The 18092-nt window shown below is 62.8% G+C and carries 14 protein-coding genes; 7 read left to right on the top strand and 7 right to left on the bottom strand.

All coding sequences use genetic code 11. The features are described 5' to 3' along the window. Window positions 1-25 precede the first annotated feature (25 nt). Entirely contained in the window at window positions 26-802 is a 777-nt protein-coding gene (locus ACTV8E_RS14920) for an enoyl-CoA hydratase (protein WP_443199981.1), read from the top strand. Between the two features lie 154 nt (window positions 803-956). Next, a complete protein-coding gene (locus ACTV8E_RS14915; RefSeq protein ID WP_443199980.1) occupies window positions 957-1409 on the top strand; it encodes a PaaI family thioesterase in 453 nt (150 codons plus the stop codon). A gap of 46 nt (window positions 1410-1455) precedes the next feature. Here ACTV8E_RS14915 and ACTV8E_RS14910 read toward each other — a convergent pair whose 3' ends face one another. Genes ACTV8E_RS14910 through ACTV8E_RS14890 form a run of 5 tightly spaced genes read right to left on the bottom strand, consistent with a single transcriptional unit; the run spans window position 1456 to window position 9340 of the window. Then, a complete protein-coding gene (locus ACTV8E_RS14910; protein ID WP_443199979.1) occupies window positions 1456-2811 on the bottom strand; it encodes a spinster family MFS transporter in 1356 nt (451 codons plus the stop codon). After that, entirely contained in the window at window positions 2808-5201 is a 2394-nt protein-coding gene (locus ACTV8E_RS14905) for an efflux RND transporter permease subunit (protein WP_443199978.1), read from the bottom strand. Before ACTV8E_RS14905 ends, ACTV8E_RS14910 begins: the two co-directional genes overlap by 4 nt. 10 nt (window positions 5202-5211) lie before the next feature. Further along, complete coding sequence (locus ACTV8E_RS14900) at window positions 5212-6306, bottom strand: WD40/YVTN/BNR-like repeat-containing protein (protein WP_443199977.1); 1095 nt, start codon at window positions 6304-6306, stop codon at window positions 5212-5214. A gap of 33 nt (window positions 6307-6339) precedes the next feature. After that, window positions 6340-7713, bottom strand: coding sequence for a DUF1329 domain-containing protein (locus tag ACTV8E_RS14895; protein WP_443199976.1), 1374 nt, complete (start codon window positions 7711-7713; stop codon window positions 6340-6342). Window positions 7714-7744: 31 nt separating this feature from the next. Further along, complete coding sequence (locus ACTV8E_RS14890) at window positions 7745-9340, bottom strand: DUF1302 domain-containing protein (RefSeq protein ID WP_443199975.1); 1596 nt, start codon at window positions 9338-9340, stop codon at window positions 7745-7747. Window positions 9341-9706: 366 nt separating this feature from the next. On the opposite strand from ACTV8E_RS14890, the gene ACTV8E_RS14885 reads away from it, so the two are divergent. After that, window positions 9707-10153 carry a PaaI family thioesterase gene (locus ACTV8E_RS14885; protein ID WP_443199974.1) on the top strand — a complete coding sequence of 149 codons (447 nt, stop codon included), beginning with the start codon at window positions 9707-9709 and terminating at the stop codon, window positions 10151-10153. A gap of 112 nt (window positions 10154-10265) precedes the next feature. Further along, window positions 10266-11735, top strand: coding sequence for a carboxylesterase/lipase family protein (locus ACTV8E_RS14880; protein ID WP_443199973.1), 1470 nt, complete (start codon window positions 10266-10268; stop codon window positions 11733-11735). Window positions 11736-11905: 170 nt separating this feature from the next. Here the strand turns inward: ACTV8E_RS14880 and ACTV8E_RS14875 are convergent, their stop codons facing one another. Continuing rightward, window positions 11906-13438 (bottom strand): Fic family protein, encoded by a 1533-nt coding sequence (locus ACTV8E_RS14875; protein ID WP_443199972.1) that lies wholly within the window; start codon window positions 13436-13438, stop codon window positions 11906-11908. Between the two features lie 375 nt (window positions 13439-13813). Between ACTV8E_RS14875 and ACTV8E_RS14870 the strand changes: the two genes are divergently transcribed. From ACTV8E_RS14870 to ACTV8E_RS14860, 3 genes are all read left to right on the top strand, one after another. Next, complete coding sequence (locus ACTV8E_RS14870; protein WP_443199971.1) at window positions 13814-15070, top strand: acetyl-CoA hydrolase/transferase family protein; 1257 nt, start codon at window positions 13814-13816, stop codon at window positions 15068-15070. Window positions 15071-15093: 23 nt separating this feature from the next. Beyond that, complete coding sequence (locus ACTV8E_RS14865; protein ID WP_443199970.1) at window positions 15094-16290, top strand: acetyl-CoA C-acetyltransferase; 1197 nt, start codon at window positions 15094-15096, stop codon at window positions 16288-16290. A gap of 226 nt (window positions 16291-16516) precedes the next feature. Further along, a complete protein-coding gene (locus tag ACTV8E_RS14860; RefSeq protein ID WP_443199969.1) occupies window positions 16517-17251 on the top strand; it encodes an alpha/beta fold hydrolase in 735 nt (244 codons plus the stop codon). Window positions 17252-17281: 30 nt separating this feature from the next. Here ACTV8E_RS14860 and ACTV8E_RS14855 read toward each other — a convergent pair whose 3' ends face one another. Next, entirely contained in the window at window positions 17282-18076 is a 795-nt protein-coding gene (locus ACTV8E_RS14855; RefSeq protein WP_443199968.1) for an enoyl-CoA hydratase/isomerase family protein, read from the bottom strand. Window positions 18077-18092: the final 16 nt, after the last annotated feature.

Here is an 18092-nt window from a genome sequence, read left to right as displayed (position 1 = left end):
TGCCGCCCTCCTGAAGGAGCGGAAAATGCCCTACGAAACCCTGATCCTGGAAAAACAGGAAAACGTCGGCTTGGTTCGACTGAATCGTCCCGAAGCCTACAACGCGCTGAACGATCAGTTGATGAACGACCTGACCGCAGCCCTGGACGACCTGGAGCGCGATGACAACATAGGCGCCATCGTCCTGATCGGCAGCGAAAAGGCCTTCGCCGCCGGCGCGGACATCAAGATGATGCGCGAATGGGACATGCTGGATGTCTTCAAGCAGCAGTTCATCACCGCCAACTGGGAACGCGCCTCGCGTTGCCGCAAGCCCGTGATAGCCGCTGTCAGCGGCCTGGCCCTGGGCGGTGGCTGCGAACTGGCGATGATGTGCGACGTCATCATCGCTGCCGACAATGCCCGTTTCGCCCTGCCGGAGATCACCCTCGCCACCATCCCGGGCGCCGGCGGTACCCAGCGGCTCACTCGGGCCGTCGGCAAGTCCAAGGCCATGGAGATGATCCTCAGCGGTCGCCCGATGCTGGCCGATGAGGCCGAACGCTGCGGCCTGGTCAGCCGCATGGTAGCGCTGGCCGACCTGCAGCGGGAAGCCCTGGCCCTGGCCGGCAAGATCGCCGGTTTCTCCCAGCCCGTGGTGGCCCTGGCCAAGGAGTGTGTCAACCGCGCCTTCGAAAGCAGCCTGAACGAGGGAATTCTCTACGAACGACGCATGGCCTACGTCACCTTCGGCACCGAAGACCAGAGCGAGGGCCTGGCCGCATTCGTCGAAAAACGTGCGCCTCAATTCAAGCACCGCTAGCAGGCCGTTGAAAAACGTAGGCGAGGTAGGCTGGCCTAGGCAAAAACGGCCGAAAAAGCGCAGTTTACGCGCTGTAAATGAGCATTTTGAGGCCGTTTTTAACGACGGCCAGACAACGCAGGTAGTTTTTCAACGGCCTGCTAGGGGAATTCACATGGCAGAACAGGATACAACACCGAAAAAGGCCGTCCGCTATTCCGCATACCACATCGAAGTTCCGTTTCTCGATCATCTGGACATCCTGGTAGAGCCCACCCCGGAAGCCCCTCTGCTGGTGGTCGATCTGAAGCGCATGCACATGAACGGCGGCGGGCGGGCGCACGGCGGCCTCATCATGACCTTGCTCGACATGGCCATGGCTGCCGCGGCACGCAATGGAGACAGTGGCGGAGGCCGCTTCGGCGTGACAGTGGAAATGAAGACCAACTTCCTGCGCCCCGGCGGCAGCATCGGCGGACGCCTGTCGGCTCGCGGCAAACTGCGCCACGCCAGCAGATCACTGGCCTTTTGCGACGGCGAACTGCTCGATGCCGAAGGGCAACTGGTGGCGACGGCCAGCGGTACCTTCAAGTTCGTGAGCCGTCCGAAGGGCGACGACGCGCCCTGAACCCCTACTCTGGTGGCGTCCACGCCACCAGAGCCTCTACTGTCCGTCAGGCCTGGTTTTCCATCACGGCCTTACGCATCGCCCCCCGTCCCAGTTGCAGAACGAGCGCCGCCAGCGGCATCGCCAGGGCGAACAGCAAGGCCAGCGAATAGCCCAGCTTGCCGTCATCGCGGAACAGGAAGTCGGTGAATGCCGCGACGACGGACGGACCTGCCCCGATGCCCAGCAGAATCATCACGAACAGATAGATCGACGACAGCCGGCCACGCAGATGCGCGGGGGCGGCGAGCTGCAGCGCCGCAGCCGAGATGCCCATGATCGGGCTGACCAGAATCTGCACCAGGAAAAACGCACCGAGGAACACATAGGGGTCGTGCCAGAGAATCCCCACTACCGCTACCGGCAAGCTGAGCAGGGAGGTCATGCTGAACAGCCACATGTGTGCATCCAGACGCCCCTTGGCGACCTGCCGGTCGATAACCTGCCCGCACAGCAGGGCACCGATGATTCCACCCAGGGTGCCGACACCGCCGAGCCACAAGCCGATCTCCCCCGGCTTCCAGGCGAAGCTGCGGCTCAGGTAGCTCGGCGCCCAGAGCGCCATGCCGGTGACGGCCGCCACGCAGATGGTGAAACCCGCGTGGTGGCAGATGAAGAAGCGCAGGTGGCGGCGGATGTACTGCCACACCTCGTCGAGCATCCCAGCGCCACTCACACTGCCCGCAGCCAGCGTGGTGGAGACACTGCGGCGCAGAGGCTCGCGGAAGGTAAACACCAACAGGCCGAGAAACACCCCGGGCAGACCGATGGTGATGAACACCATCTGCCAGGAACGCACCTCGCCGATCAGTGGCAACAGCACCGATTCGTGCTCGGCCACCAGACCGACGATCATGCCGCCCAGCAGGTAGGCCATGCCGGTGCCGAACAGCGAGCCCATGGAGTAGACCGCCAGCGCCGTGGTCAAACGATGTGCAGGGAAGCTGTCGGCCATCAGCGAATAGGCCGCCGGACTGAGGGCCGCCTCGCCCGCCCCCACACCGATGCGTGCCAGAAACAGCTGCCAGTAATTGTGCGCCATGCCGCATAGCGCAGTGGCGATGCTCCAGATAGTCACACCGCCGAAAATGATCCAGCGCCGGCTGAAGCGATCGACCAGCCAGCCCAGCGGTAATCCGCACACCGCGTAGAACACGCCGAAGGCGAAGCCCTGCAGCAGCGACAATTCGAAATCGCTGATGCCGAGGTCACTGCGGATCGGGTCGACCAGCAGCGAGATCACCAGGCGGTCCAGCAGCGACAGCCAGTACAGCAGAAACAGCACACCGGTCATGTACCAGGCGGCCGAAGTGCGTGGGTAGGGCAACGCGGCCATGCCGCGCTCGGCAGGTTCGAATTTCATCGCGACTCACTCCGCAGCAGGAAACAGGACAGGGCGGGGATCAGGATCAGGGCGCCGATCATGTTCCAGAGGAACATGAAGGTCAGCAGGATGCCCATGTCCGCCTGGAACTTGATCGGCGACCAGGCCCAGGTGATGACGCCCGCCGCCAGGGTGACGCCGACCAGGGCGACCACCTTGCCGGTGAACAGCAGGGCGCTGCGGTACGCCTGTGCCAGCGAGGCCCCAGCACGCATCTGCCACAATTGCACGCTGAGCAGGTAGAGCGCGTAGTCGACACCGATGCCGACGCCAAGGGCGATCACCGGCAGGGTGGCCACCTTGACCCCGATGCCCAGCGCCACCATCAGCGCCTCGCAGAGGATCGAGGTGACAACCAGCGGCAGCACCGCCACCACCACCGCACGCCAACTGCGGAAGGTGACGAAGCAGAGCGCGGCAACGGCCAGGTAAACGAAGAACAGCATGGTACGGTTGGCGTCGCGCACGACGATGTTGGTCACCGCATCGATCCCCGCCGAACCGGCCGCCGGCAGGAACTGGATCTCCTCGGAGTCGTGCTCGCGGGCGAAATCCTCGACCGCCGCCAGTACCCGCTCCAGGGTCTCGGCCTTGTGGTCGGCCAGATAGGCGACCACCGGCAGCACCGAGCAGTCGGAGTTGACCAGTTCCGGGTTGGCCTCCTGGGCACGCAGTACCGAGGTATTCACCAGAGCCTGGCTGTGGCTGATGGTGATCCACTTCGGCGAGGCCTCGAACAGCGCCGAGGACAGCCGGCTCACCGCTCCGGCCAGGGACACCGTGCTCTGCACGCCAGGCACCTGTTGCAGTGCCCACTCCAGGCGGTCTACCTCCACCTGCGTGCGCCAGCTCTCGCAGGCACCGGGCGGAGTCTTCACGATCACCGCGAACTGGTCGCTGGACAGGCCGTAGTGCGAGGTGATGAAAGCATTGTCCCGGTTGTAGCGCGAGTCCGGGCGCAGTTCCGGAGCGCCGGCATCGAGGTCGCCGATCTTCAGGTGCAGGCTGACGGCGAATCCGGCGGCCGCCATCACTGTGCTGCCCAAGATGGCGAGCAAGGCCCAGCTCGGCTCGGTGAAGCGCACCAGCAGCTCCCAGCCCCGCCCCTGCTTCGTCTGCGCCGCGCGGCTTGCCGCGGTAGCACTGACACCGAGATAAGACAGCAGGATCGGCAGCAGGATCAGGTTGGTGAACACCAGCACCGCCACGCCGATGCTGGCGGTCAACGCCAGCGACTTGATGACCGGGATGTCGATGATCATCAGCACCGCGAAACCGACCACGTCGGCGATCAGCGCGGTGAGTCCGGCCAGGAACAGGCGGCGGAAGGTGTAGCGCGCCGCCACATACTTGTGGGTACCGGCGGCGATATCCTGCATGATGCCGTTCATCTTCTGCGCGCCATGGGAAACGCCGATGGCGAAGACCAGGAACGGCACCAGGATCGAATAGGGATCGAGCGAGAAACCCAGCAGCCGCACGATACCCAGTTGCCAGAGCACTGCCACCAGCGAACAGGCGACCACCAGCAGGGTGCTGCGCACGCAGCGCGTGTAGCAGAACAGGATGGCCACGGCGATCAGCGCCGCCACCGCGAAATACAGCATGACCTGGTACAGCCCGGCGATCAGCTCGCCGGCCAACTTGCCGAAGCCGACGATATGGATGCGGATCTTGCCGGGCTTGTCCGGCAGCGCGCTGTGTTCCAGGGCGCGAATGCTCTCCAGTTGCTGCTGGAGCTGGCCGTAGTCGAGCAGCTTGCCGTCGTCGGCATAGCGTTCCAGCAGCGGCGCGACGATCATGCTCGAACGCTGGTCATTGGCCACCAGATTGCCGCGCAACCCGGCGCGGGCGATGTTGGCACGCAGCTCCTCGAGGGATTGCGCCGAGCCGTTGTAGGTATCGGGCATCACCGGGCCGCCACGGAAGCCTTCCTCGGTCACCTCCGTCCAGCGCACCACCGGCATCCAGATCGACTTGACAAAGGGCCGGTTCACCCCAGGGGTGAGAAACAGCGCATCGTTGACCTGACGCAGCACCTCCAGGTAGTCCGGGTCGAAAATGTCGCCCTCGGTGTTTTCCACCACGACGCGCAGGTTGTTGCCAAGCCCGCGCAGGTCGGCCTTGTTGTCCAGGTAGTTGCGAATGTAAGGATGCGACTGCGGAATCAGATCCTCGAAGCCGGCATTGACCTCCAGGCGTGCGGCCTGAAAGGAGAAGATGGCCGTCGCCAGAACGCACAGCAGCACGATCAGCAGACGGTGGTTGAACAGCAGGCGTTCGAGACGGCTGCCCGAAGCGCTATCGAAGCGCTGCGGATCAGCGACCACGGGTCGCCCGTCGGCGCCGCTGCCTTGCAATGGAGTCATGCCGACTTCCTCATTGGGATGGCTGCCTGGATTCGAGATCGATACGTGTCACACCCGCGGCGCCCACGGCGATCAGCGCCGCCTCCCCCGCCGGAGCGACGCCATAAAGCGGCGTCGGCCGATCGATGGTCAGCGGAGTGAAATGCTCGCCACGGGCATCATCGCTCAGCAGCACCTCACCCTTGAGGCTGACCAGCGCCACCCGACCGTCGGCCAGCAGAGTCCCCGCGGTAAGCGTGCCGTCGCTACCGGTGGCGACCCGGCTCCAGCTGGCTCCCTGATCATGACTGACATAGGCATTGCCGCGCAGGCCGAACAGCAGCAGCAGGTCATTGCGCTCCAGCAGGCCGAACCAGGTACCCTGGTAGGGCGTGGCGACAGCCTGGAAGCGCCCGCCCTGCGGGTCGCCGCGCAACAACAGGCCCTGTTCACCAGCCAGGTAAAGTCGGCCGTCATCGGCCAGGGCTATGGCGTTGAAGTGCAGCGCCCCGGGGTTGTCGGCACGCTCGGAGAGCAACTGCCAACTGGCACCACCGTCGCGGGTTTCCAGCAACAGGTCGTAGGCACCAACGGCGTAGCCGGTACGCGCATCAAGGAAATGGACATCGAGGAACGGCCGCCCCGGCCCTTCCTCCTTGAAGCGTTCGGCATCCTGCAAGGCAAAGGTAGCGCTCGGCTCATCCTCAGTGGCTTGCGCTGCCAGAGGCTGCCAGTACTCGATGAGCAGATCGGCCAGTTGTCGTCCGTCCAGTTGCCTGCTCCAGGTCTTCCCGCCATCCGCGGAGTGCAGGATCACCCCGCCATGGCCGACCGCCCAGCCGTCGTCGGTCGTCGGAAAGTGCACCGCGACGAGGTCGACGGAAACCGGCACCTCGGCCTGTTGCCAGGCAACCCCGTCGTCCGAATACAGCACATGCCCTCGCCGCCCCACGGCCACCCAGCGCCCTCCCGGCGTCTGCGTGACACCGGTGAGCATGCTGGCCACGGCCTTGTCGCTGGCAATGGCCGCCACGTCCAGAGGGTCGTGGAACTGCGCCAGCACGCCACCGGCATACGCGCACAGCAGCGCGACAAACAACAGCAGGCCACGCTGCCTGATCGCCATCGATTCGACCTCCTTGAAACTGCGGGTAATGACTCAGCGACCGCTGCGTGCCTGCATGGCTTCCGGCACGAAGATCGAACGTGGCAGGGGCTTGTCCAGCACTCGCCAGCCAAACCTGGTGTCGGCGTAGAGCTGCGAGAACGAGTAGACCCCGGTCGACAGGTCGTAGGCCCAGTAGGTCCGCGACATCGGCGCCTGCTTGTCGTAGAGCTGACTCATGCCCATCTGCAACCCCTTGTAGAGCTTGCCGGAGCCGTCGTACTCGTCGCTCATGCCGGCGCCGGACCAGTCCTCGTCGAAGTAGTACACCCGCTTGCTGTAGACGTGGCGCACGCCGGGCTTGAGGGTGGCCTCGACGACCCAGACCCGATGCAGCTCCCAGCGCACATGGTCGGGATTGACATGGTTGGGGGTGAGCGACTCGTCCGAAGGAACGTTGAAGCTCAGGTCATAGATGTTGTAGGGAATGTACAGCTCGCGCTTGCCGACCAGCTTGAAGTCGAAACGGTCGAGCCGCCCGGTATACAGCTCGGCGTCATCGTAGGTGGTCACCCCGCCCTGGGAAGCGATTGGGGTGTCATAGGCGATGTCCGGGCTCAGGCGCACGCGCCGGGTACTGGCCGAATAGGAATAGCCACGCCGGGGCATGTCGACCATGTCGATGGTATCGAAGTACATCGTCGCATCGCCGACGTTGCGCGCCGGTCCGGTGAAGTTGTAGACGTTCTGGAAGATGAACGAGTCGTTCTTCCTGATCGTCTCCGCCGTGGCCTCGGGGTTGTGGAAGGTGAAGTTGCGCGACAGCTTGATCTCGCCCGACATGATCCGCTTGCCGGTGTTGTCGACATAGAAGTTGCGCATGTGGTCTTCCGCCGCCACACCGTTGTAGCGAGCCATGTGGTTCCACATCACCTCCTGGCCGGTCTTCGGGATCGGGAACGGGATACCGCCGATGGCGCCTTCCAGCGCGTCGCCGTTCTTGGCCAGGCTGGCGCGGGCCGCGTTGTCCCGGGTCTTGTCCAGGATGTATTGCGGGTAGTTGACGCTGCGGTGAGTCGGGTAGACGTCCAGGCGGTAGCTGGGATGGCGCTGCAACATGGCCTTGGTGGCTTCCGACAGCTTGTCGGCGTACTGCTCCATGTTCGCGGCGGTAATCGAGTACAGCGGTTTTTCCTCGGCATAGGGGTTGACCCATTTGCCGCTGTCCTTGACGAAGCCGGGTGGATTGGTCGAGGTGGGCAGCCCGCCGTCGTAGGCCGGTATGCTGCCATCGGCGTTGCCCGCCGCTTCGGCGCCGAACAGCGTCAGATTGTTGCCCAGTTGCGCGGCCTCCTCGGCGCTGACCGCAGCGAAGGCACCAGTGCAGCAGCTTGCCAAAATGCAGGCGAGCAGAGTTTTCTTGTACATGGGGAAATGCCTCGTTGTCGTTGGCGACGGCTCAGAATGAGGTCTGGTAGGTCAGCGATACCCAGCTCTTGTCCAGGTAAGGAGCACCCAGAACCAGATCGCGGGAATCGCTACGCTTCTGGTCGTAGTAGGTCACCGCCAGGTCGACGAAGTGGCGTGCATGGGCCTCCGCCGAAATGCCCACCTTGGCGGTGGTGAAGCCCTCGCTGCCGCCGCCGTTGGTGGGCGCGTTGCCGCTGATGTTGCGCGACAGGAAGATCGGCAGCTTCAGGTCGATGCTCGGAAGCACCTGCACCCAGGTAGGCGTGAAGGACATGGCGACGGCGTAGAATTCATCGTCGGAGCAGCCCCTGATCTTGGTGTCGCCGGCGCAGCCTGCGTTGTAGCCCCTGGCACGGTAGGCGTCGCGATTATCGGTGACCTTGTCCAGGCGCGCCCAGGACAGCTCCCCGGAAAGGCTGGCCGAATCGAAGAACGGCGTATCGCCAAAGGTCTTCACGGCATTGACCACCGCATGCCAGGTCGAGCCGCGCGCGCCCTCCAGCCCGTTGGCCTGATCCGCCGCCAGGCCGCTGGAATTGAGCGGCATGTTCTTGCGGTAGGAGAGCTCACCACTCACCGCCACACCGCCGAGGTTGGAGCTGGCGCTGATGCCATAGAGGTCGATGTCCTTGGCGTAGACGGCACGCGCCAGACCACTGGCGGCATCGACCTGAGAAACCCAGGCCGACTTCTCGTCGAACCTGCGGTAATAGGCGCCGAGCGTGCCGTCGAACCAGTCCGGGCGCCAGCGCAGCGCCAGGCCGTAGTCGCCCTTGTCTCCCTCGATCGCCTTGCCGCGGCCGACGTTGGGGCCTTCCAGGATCGCGTCGGAGCCGGCGAAATAGGTGCCACCCTCCGGAATGCGGTTGGGCTTCCATTCGAACAGGTACTGCGCCGCCAGGATCAGTTCGTCGTTGACCTGCAGGATGGAGGACAACTGATCCACCGGCAGGGCCGTTTCCTTGGCCGAGGCTCCCGGGTTGTCCGTGGCCTTGCGTGAGTCGTTGGGCGCCTGGGAATAGGAAATGGCGTTGGTGCTGCCGAACATGCCCTCGCCCCAGATGACCGAATGCTGTCCGGCGCGCACGTCCAGGGGCATGTCGCCCAGGTCGAAGCGGCCATAGACGTAGGCATCGAGAATTTCCCCGGACGGCCCCGCGTAATAACGCTTCACCACGCCGCTGTAATGATTGTTGACGTAACTGGTGCCACCGGGGACGGTGGCGGGGTTCTTGCCGGCGTAGGCATCGTCGTACCAGGCCGAGGCGCTCAGGCGGGCACCGAAGCGATCCTGGTAGCGCAAGTCCACTTCGCTCAGCAGGTCGAGCCGGTTGGTAATGGTGTCATGGCGGTCGAAGGCCGCGTTGCTCTGGTCGAAGGCTCCGCCCGCGGCGCGATCGATCAGGTGGCTGCGATCCTGCAGACGCATCCCCCAGTTGTAGCGCAGGGTGTTGTCCCAGCGCAGGCGAAAGTCCGAGTCGCCCAGATCGACTTCGAAACCATGGGCCTGCCCGGCAGCCAGCAGAGCGATGGTCATACTCAGGAAAGAGGGCCGCAAGCCCCCCGCGATGACGTGTTTTTTCATTGCCGTGAACCTTTTCTTGGATTTATTGAATAAGGCCATACGAACGGAACAACCCGGTGAAACGAGACTCCAGCCCGGGCAAGTCAAAGCGACACATCATCATTCACATAAATGAACGATATTCAAAATAAAAATAGCACCTCCGTGCACCCTGCACAAGCACACGAATCCCCCTAGAAAATCGCGCAAACGCTCAAGCACGCGCGACCGGTAGCAGCGACCAAGCCGATCCGGCATCTTGCAAGCGAAGAATAAAATCATGAACACTATTCGAGGTTTTCCCTCCACCATCCTGCTCCGGTGTCCGCACATGCCCTACCTCCGCAGAGTTCATACGGTTCTCCTGCCTCCATGCTCAGCCGCGCCATGAGCGAATCCGCCATGCTGAGCGCCGCGCAGCTCCAAAGAGTGGTGGATGCCAACCCCTATGGCTGCTGGCTGCAGTTGCGCGTCCATGCAGTGACGAACTCCGGCATCGAGCTGCGCGTGCCGGGACGCCCGGAATTTATCGGCACCCAGGCACTGCAACGATTGCACGGCGGGGTCATCACCAGCCTCATCGACGTCGCCTGCGGTTACGCCGTGCTCGCCGCCACCGGCCAAGCCGTCAGCACCGTCAGCCTGCATACGGACTTTCACCGTGCCGCGAGCCTCGGCGAACTGCACATAGAGGGCCGGGTACTGCACCAGGGCGGACGCATCTGCACTGCCGAAGCCTTCATCCGGGACGACGTCGGCACCTTGCTGGCCAGTGGGCGCTGCACCATCCACAAGAGCCGGGAAATTCATCCTGCCCTGGCCCCTCAGCCCTGACCCAGGCATCGCTCAGAACATCGCCTGAAACAGAACGGCACTCACAATACCAAACAAACAACCGTACTCGATGCGGCTCGACTTTCTCGTACCGACCCAAGGCCCTCAACGAATGACCAATATCAACGTTCAGACCACAAGCGGCTGGCTCGAGGGAGCCAAAGCGGGAAACACCATTCGCTGGCTTGGCATTCCATACGCGCATGCCGAACGCTTCGGCCCGCCCGAACCCGTAGCGCCTTGGGAAGGCACCAGACCAGTAAAGGAGTTCGCAGCCCAATGCCCACAGCGGCGTGGTAGTGAAACCAAGCGAGCCCAGATCGCCCCGCCAAGCCACGGCGAAAACTGCCTCAATCTCAACATCTGGGCACCTGCAGGCAGCGGAGGAACACTCAAGCCAGTGATGGTCTGGATCCATGGCGGCGCCTTCCTGATCAGCGGCAGCAATCCCTACAATGGAGTCGAACTTTCAGACTTGGGCGATATGGTGGTCGTAACCATCAACTACCGTCTTGGCGTTCTTGGATTCGCCAATTTCGCAGAGGGACTCGACATGCCTGAGGTTCCGTCGAACCTCGGATTGCGCGACCAGATCGCTGCACTCGAATGGGTTCGAGACAATATTCAGGCCTTCGGAGGCGATCCATCCCGCGTGACCATCTCGGGCGAATCCGCCGGCTCCATATCCGTGTCTCTCCTGATGCTTTGCCGCAGAGCCTGGCCGCTATTTCATGGCGCGATCATGCAAAGCGGGGCGCTTAGCCTCATCCATGATCGAGAAAAAAGCCGCCGAGTCGGGGAGCAGTATGGAAAGCTGCTAGGAGTGGAGGCGAGCAATCTCGACGCGCTACGTCGAGTGAGCCTTGCCCAGTTGCTTGATGCGCAGGCCACCATCAATTCGCAAGCCCCGAACGTGATACCTGCTGCGCCGTGGTTCGATGGCGATCTCCTGCCAGCCTCACTGGAAGATGCTCGCACCGCACCAACGGCTCCAGTGCCCTTGCTAGCCGGGGCCAACCGTGAAGAAACCCGGAGATTCGAACTCTTTCCGGGCAACCTGGTGCCGATCCACTGGCAGGATCTGGAGCGGATTCTCCGCAGCCAGCTCCCGCCCGATCAGGTCGACCGCATTATGGCCACTTACCCGGCGACACCTTCCGGCCAGCGCGCCCTGGCCTCGGACCTCACCTTCATCTTACCCACCCGCCATTTCGCCGAGCGCCATTCCGCCGCGCATCCGACCTGGTACTACAGCTTTGACTACGGCCACCCGGTGCTGGGCGCATGTCATGCGCTGGATCTCGCGTTTCTATGGCCAGTACGCGGCATTCTGGGACTACTCGTACGAGGTGGCCCGATGAGGGGCGCGCGCGCTGCGCTTGGCAATCGCATCAAGGCAAACTGGATTCATTTTGTCCGTAATGGCTGTGCGCTGCCCGATTGGCTTCCCTATGCGGCCGATACGCCTAACGTGCGGCGGTTCAATCTGACGGACGAGATGGTATCGGGGCCCGATCATGAGCGTTACGCCGCCTGGGCCGGTCGCGACGTCGGACCGGGGCTCACGACGACCTTGGGCTGATTCGTTATGGTATTGCGGAAGATTCAAGAGAGCACGTTACCGCACCTCATTCATGCCTTTTTGCAAAAAACTCCCAAATCAAAGAGTCAATTCTGCGCAAGAGTAATAGCCCCGGGTACGCCCCCCCTGATTCTTGAGCTACCTATCGGCTTTTCAGTCATGAGCGCAGCCTACTGTGGAGGATCCAGAGCCACTTCAGGCTCTGGTGTTTCTGGCGCATGCAGATCGGCGTAGATGCTCTCTGCCAGCACAATATCCTCATCCGTCAGGTGCTGGAACAAGCCCGTCCGCTTACGCTTGGAGACACGCCCGCTGTTCTCATAGATCACCCCGACAAGCAGCTCAAGATCCCGGTTCGACAGATCCAGCTCGCGATTCAGTTGCTCTTTGAACCTGTCACGCCGGACCAGATGGTTGACCTCATCGCGCATGAGCCCATCGAGGACTCGCGCGGCGCTTTTATTGACCTCGCCTTGCAGATCAGTGAAGTCCAGGTGGGCGAACAGATGAGCATGCGCCTCATCCAGTTCAGGGTCGCTGGCCAAGTCCCTCCGGTGGTACTGCGTGGCGCCAAGTAGCCGTCGCGACAACGCATCGAGCGTGCCGATGTAACTGTCCAGGTTGACCAGAAGGCCGGCAGAAATGGGCAGAATGATGCCCTGTAGTTTGAGACCTTCATTGGCCAGAATGTCCTGCATGATGAAGCGGGACAACCGGCCGTTGCCGTCCATGAAAGGATGGATGTAGATGAAGCTGTGCGCGATCGCGTTTAGCTTCACTAGCGCTGGGGCATCACTGCGCATGACGCGCTCACGCATGACGAACCACTCCTCCATCATCTCAGGCACTTTTTCCGGCGACGGCGGGATCAGGTGGATGAGATCACCGCGGCCGAGCCAGTTTTGCAGATGCCTGTATGCGCCAATGGACGGATCGGGACGCCCAGTACCGAGGGCTATCCGGTGGATGTCGAACAGAAACTCTTCATCCAGCGGGCGCTGGCCCGCCTGTTCCAGCACTCGCACAAAGCGCAAGATTCGATCGGAAGCCGGGCGCTCGTGCTCGATCTCATAGGAGCTGCGAGTCTCGGTCGTCAGCAGGTATTGCGCCGCTCTGGCAACCTCGGTGACCGAGAAATCAACCATCTGACCATGCATACGCTCGACTATTTGCGCGTTCAAAAGACTGTCGTCTGCCCAGCCCTCGCGGCTAATCAGCGCTGAAAGCCGAGGCGTTCCCAGGAGATTCATCCGCACGCGATGCCTGCGCGACATCTCCTCTGGGCCGGTGAAATACTTCTCCGGAGGGAGCAGGTGCTCATAGGGAATGTTCTGGGCTGCATCGGGCAGAGGCAACGGGTGGCCTGCAATGTTCTCGCAGATATACCAGAGCCGGCGCAGATAGCCGCTGGCTGGCTTCTCAGCGATTGCAGCAGCCAGTTCGTCCCGGACAGCGGGAATTTGAAAGGCGCGCTCCAGGACGCCCAGATTTACCCCTTCGTACGAGAGCGCAAACAGCATCTGGTCGATGGGGCGCCGCTCTCTGGCGTATCCCTTGGCGAACATCTCTACCTTCACACCACCGGCGGACTGAGTGCGCGCCGGGCGCGAGCCTATGACACACTCATGATCAAGCGACACGCAGCGAAGATCGAGAGCGTTGATCAGCCAGCTGTATCCGGCTCGATCAATGGGTTGCCGCATGGAGAATTTCCTATAGGAAGCACGAGAAAATTATAATTTACACGATATCCCTGGAAAAAATTATAGCCAATTGCCCGACTCATGAGCACGACAGAGCGAGCCAAGGACAGGCAGTCGGGTGAAGCGGCAAAGGCCGAAATGACCCCCTGCGAAGCCTTTGCAGAGCGCACGGGCGGCGCTGCGCTTTATTCGCGATCCTTTCACGAAATCGCATACTGAATTCGCCCCTATCTTGTTACCCGATTGCCCTGCCAACGCCCCCTCGACACCCCATTCAGCAGAACGTCCTACTGGAGCAACAAGATTTTTCCTTTGCTGCTTTGGCATCGTGCGCTATTGGTATATTATGAATATCGTTCACAATAAAGAACGACCATGACCAAATTCATTGCGCCCGAAGACACACTCGACCTGAGCAGCCTGATTCATCCCGGAGACACGGTGCTCTGGGGCCAGGCCAACGCAGAACCGCTGCCATTGACGCAGGCGCTGATGAGCCAGCGTCAACGCATGGGGCGCTTCCGCGTCATGCTGGGCATTACCGACAGCGACACCTGCCGTCCCGAACATGCCGACTGCGTGGACTTCCTGTCCTATTGCGGAAGCGGTGCGAACCGGGCACTGGCCAAGGCAGGCGTACTGGACATCCTGCCCTGCCACTATTCGGAATTCCCGCAGATGATCCGTCACGGCTCGTTGCGGGTGGATGTGCTGATGCTGCAGCTGGCTCCGCCGGACGCCCAGGGCCGCTACAGCCTCGGCCTCGCCAACGAGTATCTGCTGGCGGCTCTGGAAACGGCTCGCGTCGTCATCGCCGAAGTCAACCAGGCCTGCCCATGGACTTATGGCGAGCGCTACCTCTACGAGGACGAGCTGGATGTCGTGCTGCACAGCGACCGACCGCCTCTGCAAAGCAGTCCCGTCCAGCCGGGCCTGGTGGAGCAGGCCATCGCCCGGCAAGTGGCCGAACGCATCGAGGATGGCTCCACGCTGCAGCTCGGTATCGGCGCCATTCCCGAAGCCGTGCTCCAGGCCCTCGACGGGCACCGTGAACTAGGCGTGCACTCGGGAACCATTGGCGACGGTGTCGCCGACCTGATCCGGCGCGGCATCATTACCAATTCACGCAAGACCCTGGACAAGGGCGCCACGATCGCCGGCGTACTCATGGGCAGCCGGGAACTGCATCGTTTCGCCCACCGCAACCCGCAGATCCGCCTGCGCTCCACCGACTACACCCACGCCCCGCAGATACTCGCCGGGCAGGATCGCCTGGTGGCCATCAACTCGGCCATCGAAGTCGATCTGAGCGGCCAGATCAACGCCGAAAGCGCCGCCGGCAACTACGTCGGAGCGCTCGGCGGAGCGGTCGATTTCCTGCGTGGCGCCCGCCGCTCCCGGGGCGGCCTGCCGATCATCGCGCTGCCCTCCATGGCCGGTCAGCGCAGCCGCATCGTTGCCCGGCTCAATGGCCCGGTCAGCACGCCTCGCTGCGACGCGGGGCTGATCGTCACCGAGTACGGTGTCGCCGACCTCCGCGGCCTGAGCCTCAAACAACGGGTGCGTTGCATGATCGAGATCGCCCACCCCCACTTTCGCGAACAACTGGAACGAGATGCCGCCAGCCTGTGAGCTGGCCCACTGGAGCCCCCATCATGAGACGAGCAGCAATTGTCGCCCCCCTGCGTACCCCGGTCGGCACCTTCGGCGGCAGCCTCCGCCCCCTGTCGGTCGAAGTCCTGGGCGCGCATGTCGTCAACGCGGTATTGGCCAAGAGCGGCCTGGATCCTGCCCGCATCGACGACATCGTCTTCGCCCAATCCTACGCCAGCAGTGAAACGCCCTGCGTAGGTCGCTGGATAGGCCTGCAGGCCGGCCTTCCCGTAGAGGTTCCCGGCATGCAGCTGGATCGCCGCTGTGGCGGCGGCCTGCAGGCGGTGCTCAGCGCCGCGATGATGGTGCAGACCGGGGCCGCCGACGTGGTGGTCGCCGGCGGTGTCGAAAGCATGAGCAATATCGAGTACTACACCACCGACATGCGCTGGGGCTCGCGCTCCGGCAGCGTCAAGCTGCACGACCGCCTGGAACGCGGCCGCGAACGCTCGCAGCCGGAAGAACGCTTCGGCTACATCTCCGGCATGATCGAGACGGCGGAAAACCTCGCCCGCACCTACGGCATCAGCCGCGAGGAATCCGATGCCTACGCAATCCGCAGCCATCAACGCGCGGCTCTGGCCTGGGCCGAAGGGCGTTTCGACGCCGAGGTGGTACCGGTCAGCGTGCCGCAGCGCAAGGGCGAGCCGATCCTCTTCAGCCGCGATGAAGGTATTCGCGCCGACGCCAGCCAGGACAGCCTTGGCAAACTGCGCACCCTGGCGCGCGATGGCACCGTGACCGCCGGTAACTCCAGCCAGCAGAACGATGCCGCGGCGGCCTGCCTGGTGGTCGCCGAGGACAAGCTGGCCGAGCTGGGCCTGGAGCCCATGGGCTTTCTGGTCGGCTGGGCAGCTGCCGGTTGCGAACCCTCGCAGATGGGTATCGGGCCAGTGCCTGCCGTGCAGAAACTGCTGGCCAGGACCGGCCTGAGCCTGGAGCAGATGGATCTGGTGGAACTCAACGAGGCCTTTGCCTGTCAGGTGCTGGCAGTGCTCAAGGGCTGGCAATGGAGCGACACCGACCGCCTGAACGTCAACGGTTCCGGCATATCCCTCGGTCACCCCATCGGCGCAACCGGCGTGCGCATGCTCACTACCCTGCTGCACGAACTGCAGCGTCGTCAGGGCCGCTATGGCCTGGAGACCATGTGCATCGGTGGCGGCCAGGGCCTGGCGGCGATCTTCGAACGATTTTGAGCGTTAACCTGGCACCCTGGATGCACGGCTTGGGGTGCCAGGTCTTTTTGTGGCCCCCCTTGACCGTCGACAACCCGGCATCAACGCCTCGCTTTTATCGCACAGGTACAGGCGATGCATGCGACGCGACCACCAACACCCGCCGGGAGACACCATGTCGAATCGTTGTCGTCCGCAAGACTGCTGGATCGAGAGCCCCCACGGCGGGATGTTCGCCCGGAGATGGATGCATGAAACATCCCCCAGCTCCGAACCGCCCATCGTGCTCTTCCACGACTCCCTGGGTTGCGTCGAGTTGTGGCGCGACTTCCCCGAGAAGCTTTGCATGGCCAGCGGACGCACGGTCATCGCCTATGATCGCCTGGGATTCGGCCGCTCGGATGTGCACCCCGGTGGCTGGACGGCCCGGTTCATTCGCGACGAGGCGGAACGCTATTTCCCACGGGTAAAGGACGCGCTGGGCATCGGCACCTTCGTCGCGTTCGGTCACAGCGTCGGTGGCGGTATCGCCGCGCACTGCGCAGCTCACATGCCGGAGCAGTGCCAGTTTCTGGTGACGGAGTCGGCGCAGGCCTTTGTCGAGGACAGGACGCTGCAGGGCATACGTGCAGCGGAAGCGGCATTCCAGGCACCCGGCCAGCTGGAACGCCTGAAGAAATACCATGGCGAGAAGGCACAGTGGGTGTTGCAGGCCTGGACACGAACCTGGCAATCGGAGGCCATGCGCAACTGGGATCTGCAAGGCGCGATCCACTCCATCGGCTGTCCAACGCTGGTGATCCATGGCGAGCTGGACGAGTATGGCTCGGAGCGCCATGCCCAGCGAATCGGCACCCTGGCCGGTGATCTTGCGCATGTTCTGCTGATCGAGAACTGCGGACACGTGCCGCATAGAGAACGCGAAGAACTGGTTCTCAAGACCGTCGCACAGTTTCTGCTGAACGACGGTCTTCTGCTTTAGCGGATCGGAATAGCTTCCTATCCCTTGCGCTCAACGCCCCTTGAACACCGGCTTGCGCTTCTCGCGGAAGGCGTTGACGGCCTCCTGGTGATCCTCGGTCAGGTTGGACAAAGCCTCATAGGCAAGCGACGCATCGATCACCGAGGTCACCACCTGCTTGAGCGCGATGTTGATCGACGCCTTGGTCCACTGAATTGCATTGGCTGCACCATTGGCAAGCCTGCTCGCCATTTCCTGAACTTTGACATCCAGCTCTTCCGGCGCCACGGCATAGTTGATCAGGCCGATCTTCTCGGCCTGCTCGGCACTCAGCGCATCGCCGGTCAGCAGGTACTCCTTGGCCTTGGCGAACCCCACCAGTTGCGGCCAGATGGCTGCGCCGCCATCGCCCGCAACGAAGCCGACCGCCACATGGGGATCACCGATCTTCGCCGGCAGCGCTGCGTAGGTGATGTCACAGAAGAGCGCCAGCGTGGCTCCCAGGCCGATGGCATGGCCGTTGACCTTGGCGATGATCGGCTTCTGGCAATCGAGCATCGAGAAGACGATCTGCTTGCCTCTGCGCATACTGTCAACAAAGCGCTGTGGCTCGTCGATGACCTTCTGCATTTCCTCGATATCACCGCCCGCGCTGAATGCCCGACCGGCGCCCGTGAGGACGATGACCTTGGTATCGGCATCATGGCCCGCCTCGATAAAGACCCGGGCCAGCTCTTTATCCATGTCGTCATCGATGGCATTGAGTGTGTCCGGGCGATTAAGGGTAATGGTCAGAATGCCATTGTCACGCTCAAGCCTGAGCGCCTGGTAGCTGGAGAAATCCATCGATTGTCCTCGTCTT

It is taken from the genome of Pseudomonas sp. B392_1p (assembly GCF_052245235.1).
Taxonomy (GTDB): domain Bacteria; phylum Pseudomonadota; class Gammaproteobacteria; order Pseudomonadales; family Pseudomonadaceae; genus Serpens; species Serpens gallinarum.
Note: the sequence above shows the minus strand (reverse complement) of the source record. Positions and strands in the feature narration are given on the sequence as shown.

Excerpts from the sequence above, each read along its gene's own strand:
- ACTV8E_RS14910 (WP_443199979.1), bottom strand. The coding sequence starts at position 2,811 with ATGAAATTCGAACCTGCCGAGCGCGGCATGGCCGCGTTGCCCTACCCA.
- ACTV8E_RS14855 (WP_443199968.1), bottom strand. The coding sequence starts at position 18,076 with ATGGATTTCTCCAGCTACCAGGCGCTCAGGCTTGAGCGTGACAATGGC.
- ACTV8E_RS14895 (WP_443199976.1), bottom strand. The coding sequence starts at position 7,713 with ATGTACAAGAAAACTCTGCTCGCCTGCATTTTGGCAAGCTGCTGCACT.
- ACTV8E_RS14920 (WP_443199981.1), top strand. The coding sequence starts at position 26 with ATGCCCTACGAAACCCTGATCCTGGAAAAACAGGAAAACGTCGGCTTG.
- ACTV8E_RS14885 (WP_443199974.1), top strand. The coding sequence starts at position 9,707 with ATGAGCGAATCCGCCATGCTGAGCGCCGCGCAGCTCCAAAGAGTGGTG.
- ACTV8E_RS14860 (WP_443199969.1), top strand. The coding sequence starts at position 16,517 with ATGCATGAAACATCCCCCAGCTCCGAACCGCCCATCGTGCTCTTCCAC.
- ACTV8E_RS14880 (WP_443199973.1), top strand. The coding sequence starts at position 10,266 with ATGACCAATATCAACGTTCAGACCACAAGCGGCTGGCTCGAGGGAGCC.
- ACTV8E_RS14905 (WP_443199978.1), bottom strand. The coding sequence starts at position 5,201 with ATGACTCCATTGCAAGGCAGCGGCGCCGACGGGCGACCCGTGGTCGCT.
- ACTV8E_RS14890 (WP_443199975.1), bottom strand. The coding sequence starts at position 9,340 with ATGAAAAAACACGTCATCGCGGGGGGCTTGCGGCCCTCTTTCCTGAGT.
- ACTV8E_RS14900 (WP_443199977.1), bottom strand. The coding sequence starts at position 6,306 with ATGGCGATCAGGCAGCGTGGCCTGCTGTTGTTTGTCGCGCTGCTGTGC.
- ACTV8E_RS14865 (WP_443199970.1), top strand. The coding sequence starts at position 15,094 with ATGAGACGAGCAGCAATTGTCGCCCCCCTGCGTACCCCGGTCGGCACC.
- ACTV8E_RS14875 (WP_443199972.1), bottom strand. The coding sequence starts at position 13,438 with ATGCGGCAACCCATTGATCGAGCCGGATACAGCTGGCTGATCAACGCT.
- ACTV8E_RS14915 (WP_443199980.1), top strand. The coding sequence starts at position 957 with ATGGCAGAACAGGATACAACACCGAAAAAGGCCGTCCGCTATTCCGCA.
- ACTV8E_RS14870 (WP_443199971.1), top strand. The coding sequence starts at position 13,814 with ATGACCAAATTCATTGCGCCCGAAGACACACTCGACCTGAGCAGCCTG.